Below are 3,754 nucleotides of genomic sequence, written 5' to 3'. Positions count from 1 at the left end.
GGACGGCGTCCTGCGGGCCTTCACCGAGCTCTGGCCGGAGGAAGCCGGGCGCACGGCCAGCGCGGTGCAACGCGCCCTGGCTCGCGGTGCGGACCTGCCCCTCGCCGGCGTGCCCGTCGCCGTCAAGGCAGGGGAGGGCGTCGACGCACCCGTGACCCAGAAGCTGATCGCGGCGGGAGCGGTCGCGATCGGAACGACCGCGGTACCGGTGCGGGCCGCGCACGTCTGGCAGACCTGGGGCCACACCAGCCGTGGCCCGACCGTCAACCCGTGGCGGGTCGACCGCGTCCCGGGCGGATCGTCGGCCGGCTCGGCCGCGGCGGTGGCGGCGGGGATCGTCCCGCTCGCCACGGCCAGCGACGGCGCCGGCTCCACCCGCCTCCCGGCGGCCTGGTGTGGAGTGGTCGGCCTCAAACCCACGAACGGACGGCTGCCTACCCGGGACCCGGCCGGGTTCACCGTGCCCGGTCCGATCACCCGGACGGTCGCGGACGCCCAGGCCTGGCTGGAGGTGGTCCTCGGCGACCCCGGGTCGCGCCCCGCGGCCGGCCCGCGCGGCGCGGATCGCGTGCCGGGTGCCGCCTGGTCAGCGACGCTCGGATTCGCCACCCCCGAGCCGGAGGTGGTGGCGGTCAGCCGCGCCGCCGCCGAGCGTCTCGTCCGCGCCGGTGCGCTGACCTGGCGTGCGGTCCCCGTCGAGCTGGAGGATCCGGAGGAGGCGTGGACGGCGCTGCGGGCGGCCACCACGACCACCACGACCACCACGGCCACTGCCCCGGTGGACCGCGGCCGCCGTGACCGGAGCAGCGCGGCGTCGCGGGAGGACAACGACGCCCGGCTCGCGGCCATCCTGGCCCGGGTCGATCTGATCATCACGCCCACCACGCCGAACCGGCCGCATCCGCACAGCGGCCCCGGCCAGACCCGGAGTGTGAGCCTCACCTGGGCGTTCAACCTCAGCGGCCACCCCGCGGTGAGCGTCCCCGCCGGATTCACCGACGACGGCTGCCCGGTTGGCCTCCAGATCGTCGGCCGGCACGGGGACGAGGCCCGGCTCCTGGGAATCGCGGCCGCCCTCGAACGCCTCGCCCCCTGGCCCGCATGGACCGACCGTCGCGCCGGATCTTAGGCGGACCGGCGGGCCGAGGCGATGAGATGGATGCCGATGGACTCACCCTCACGCTCGGCGGAGAGTTCCACCTCCGTGCGTACCAGGGTGGGGAAGCACGAGACGTCCTCGGCGACCGCACGCTTGACCGCCTCTGCGGAGAGCACGGTGCGCGGGCGGATCCAGTCCACGTCGAGCCCTGCGCTGGTCAGCAGCGCCCGAAGTTCCTCAGGCCAGAAACACCGGGTGATCGTTCCGTCTTCCGCCGGCACGAGCACCACGTCCGCCCGCGGGACGTCGGACAGTTCCGCCCAGCGGTGCTGTTCGGCGAGCCGGGCGAGCCCGAGCAGCAGGGAGTCGACGCAGAGCAGCAGCTGGCCGCCCGGCCGCAGCATCCGGTGGATCTCCTCCAGGATGGTCTCGGTGGCGAGGCAGAACGACAGCGCCCGAGCCTCGGCGAGGACGGCGTCGAAGGAACCGGGAGCGAACCAGTCCAGCGAGCGGGCGTCTCCCACCACCGGCAGAAGCGTCCCGGGACCGCTCCCCGGATCGGGCGGCAGGGCGCTGGTGACCACCCGGACGACCTGATGGCCGGTGCTCACCATCTGGCGGGCGAAGCGGGCCCGCGGGCCGGAGACGTCGAGCACCCGCGCGGGCCGGGACGGCAGCCATTCGCGGAGCTGGACCGCCGCGACCTCTTCGTAGAACGCCCAGTATGGGTCGTCACTGTTGGCTGGAGCCTCGCAGACCAGGGTGTTCGCTCGCCCGCGAGACGGACCCGGATCGGCGTCGAGGCCAGGCGGCATGAAACGTTCCTACCCTTCGAGGGGCGATGATGCGAGGTAAGTCACACACTCAAGGCGGAAGTCTGACAGATTCCAGGCTCGACCACGTCGTGTCCTTCCCCGTTCGCGCGGATAGATGCGCGCCGGATTCGCCGTCCACCGCCGCCGGCCCCGGGCAGGTCCCGGGTGATGGAGCGCCCACAGCTGTGGACGGCGGGCGGCTGCTGGTGGCTCCCGGCACGACGGAGTCGACGGTGCTCTTCCTGCACGGAGCCGGGACTGGCACGGACACGCCGCTTTTCGTACAACTTGCGGCATATCTCACCTCTGTCGGGGTGCAGGTGGCGCGGCTGGAGATGCCGTACCGCGTCGCCGGACGGCGGGCGCCGGACCGGCCGGCCCGGCTCGACGCGGTCGCGATCGCCGCGGTCGGGGCGCTGGGCCCACCGCGCCTGTTGGCCTTCGCCGGCGCCTCGATGGGATCGCGGGTAGCCGTGCGGGTCGCGGCCGGGCTCGAGGCGTGCGGCGTGCTCGCCCTCGGCTTCCCGCTCCAGCCACCGGGAACCACACCGGCAGGCAGAACCAGGCCGTCGAGGCAGGACGAACTTGACGGCGCGGGCGTCCCGGTGCTCGTCGTCCAGGGCGAGCGGGACTCCTTCGGGCGACCGGTGCCCGATCCGGAGCTCGGCCGCGAGGTCCATCTCGTCGCGGGAGCCGACCACTCCTTCCGGACCCGCCGACAGGATGTGCGTCCGCCCGGCGAGGCCGTGGCCGAAGCGGCCCGGGCCGGCGCATTCTGGCTGCGGGGCCGGCTGCGGGAATCATCCGCGGGCTGACCCGGTTGTGCGGGCAGTCAGCCGACAGTTAACCGGCAGCCCGACGACGTCGTGGAGGCTTCATGACTCCTGGGAGCAGCACCGGCCGGCGGTCCGCGCAGTCGCGGACCGCCGCCGCCTGGCCTTTGCCGAGCGTCGCGCCGATGCGCGCCCCGGCTTTGGCCGGGGTATCGTCCGCTCTGGAAGGACGGTCGCATGTCGCCCGGTCAGGTGTGGTGGACGCGGGGCGGGCCGCCGGGGAGCATGACGGTGAGGAAGTGATCCTGGTCGACGAGACCACCGAGGAGCGAGGCGCCCGTTTCGAGCAGGACGCCCTTCCCTACCTCGACCAGTTGTATGCGGCAGCCCTGCGCATGACCCGTAATCCCGCCGACGCGGAGGATCTCGTGCAGGAGACCTTCGTCAAGGCGTTCGCGGCCTTCCACCAGTTTCAGGCGGGCACGAATCTTAAGGCCTGGCTCTACCGGATTCTGACGAACACGTTCATCAACACGTACCGCAAGCGGCAGCGCCAGCCGCTGCAGAGCCCCACGGAACAGGTGGAGGACTGGCAGCTCGCCGAGGCGGGGTCGCATACGTCCAGCGGGCTCAAGAGCGCGGAGACCGAGGCGTTGGAACACCTGCCGGACAGCGACATCAAGGACGCCCTGCAGGCACTGCCCGAGGACTTCCGCATGGCGGTGTACCTCGCCGACGTCGAGGGCTTCGCCTACAAGGAGATCGCGGAGATCATGGGTACGCCGATCGGGACCGTGATGTCCCGGTTGCACCGCGGTCGCCGGGGTCTGCGGAAGTCCTTGGAGAAGTATGCCTTGGACCGTGGGCTCGTGGCGGCCGGTTCCGCCGATGGCGAGGGCGGTGCGTCGTGAGCTGCGGCGGTCCACACGAGATCGATTGCCGGAAAGTACTCGACGCGGTCTTTCTGTATCTCGACGGTGAGTGTGAGGGCGGGCAGCAGAATCTGATTCGGGCCCACCTTGACGAATGCTCTCCCTGCCTGCGCGAGTTCGGGGTGGAGCACGAGG

General features: G+C 72.2%; 5 protein-coding genes. 4 read left to right on the top strand and 1 reads right to left on the bottom strand.

Annotation, left to right across the window (positions count from 1 at the left end):
• A partial coding sequence (locus AC08OP_RS22420; protein ID WP_476615984.1) for an amidase occupies window positions 1-1,129 on the top strand: 1,129 nt, incomplete at its 5' end.
• Here AC08OP_RS22420 and AC08OP_RS22415 read toward each other — a convergent pair.
• Window positions 1,126-1,914 carry a methyltransferase domain-containing protein gene (locus AC08OP_RS22415; protein WP_476615983.1) on the bottom strand — a complete coding sequence of 263 codons (789 nt, stop codon included), beginning with the start codon at window positions 1,912-1,914 and terminating at the stop codon, window positions 1,126-1,128. The genes AC08OP_RS22420 and AC08OP_RS22415 overlap by 4 nt on opposite strands.
• A 29-nt stretch (window positions 1,915-1,943) precedes the next feature.
• On the opposite strand from AC08OP_RS22415, the gene AC08OP_RS22410 reads away from it, so the two are divergent.
• The 3 genes from AC08OP_RS22410 to AC08OP_RS22400 all read left to right on the top strand — a co-directional run.
• Window positions 1,944-2,729 carry an alpha/beta hydrolase family protein gene (locus tag AC08OP_RS22410; protein ID WP_476615982.1) on the top strand — a complete coding sequence of 262 codons (786 nt, stop codon included), beginning with the start codon at window positions 1,944-1,946 and terminating at the stop codon, window positions 2,727-2,729.
• A 62-nt stretch (window positions 2,730-2,791) separates the two neighbouring features.
• Window positions 2,792-3,598, top strand: coding sequence for a sigma-70 family RNA polymerase sigma factor (locus tag AC08OP_RS22405; protein WP_462186217.1), 807 nt, complete (start codon window positions 2,792-2,794; stop codon window positions 3,596-3,598).
• Window positions 3,595-3,754, top strand: a 160-nt coding sequence (locus AC08OP_RS22400) for a zf-HC2 domain-containing protein (RefSeq protein WP_476615985.1), incomplete at its 3' end; no start/stop codon positions are given. The genes AC08OP_RS22405 and AC08OP_RS22400, both read left to right, overlap by 4 nt.

The sequence above is a fragment of the Frankia sp. CeRuru1 genome, assembly GCF_977966315.1.
This window is presented reverse-complemented; position numbering and strand designations above follow the sequence as displayed.

Excerpts from the sequence above, each read along its gene's own strand:
- AC08OP_RS22410 (WP_476615982.1), top strand. The coding sequence starts at position 1,944 with ATGCGAGGTAAGTCACACACTCAAGGCGGAAGTCTGACAGATTCCAGG.
- AC08OP_RS22405 (WP_462186217.1), top strand. The coding sequence starts at position 2,792 with ATGACTCCTGGGAGCAGCACCGGCCGGCGGTCCGCGCAGTCGCGGACC.
- AC08OP_RS22415 (WP_476615983.1), bottom strand. The coding sequence starts at position 1,914 with ATGCCGCCTGGCCTCGACGCCGATCCGGGTCCGTCTCGCGGGCGAGCG.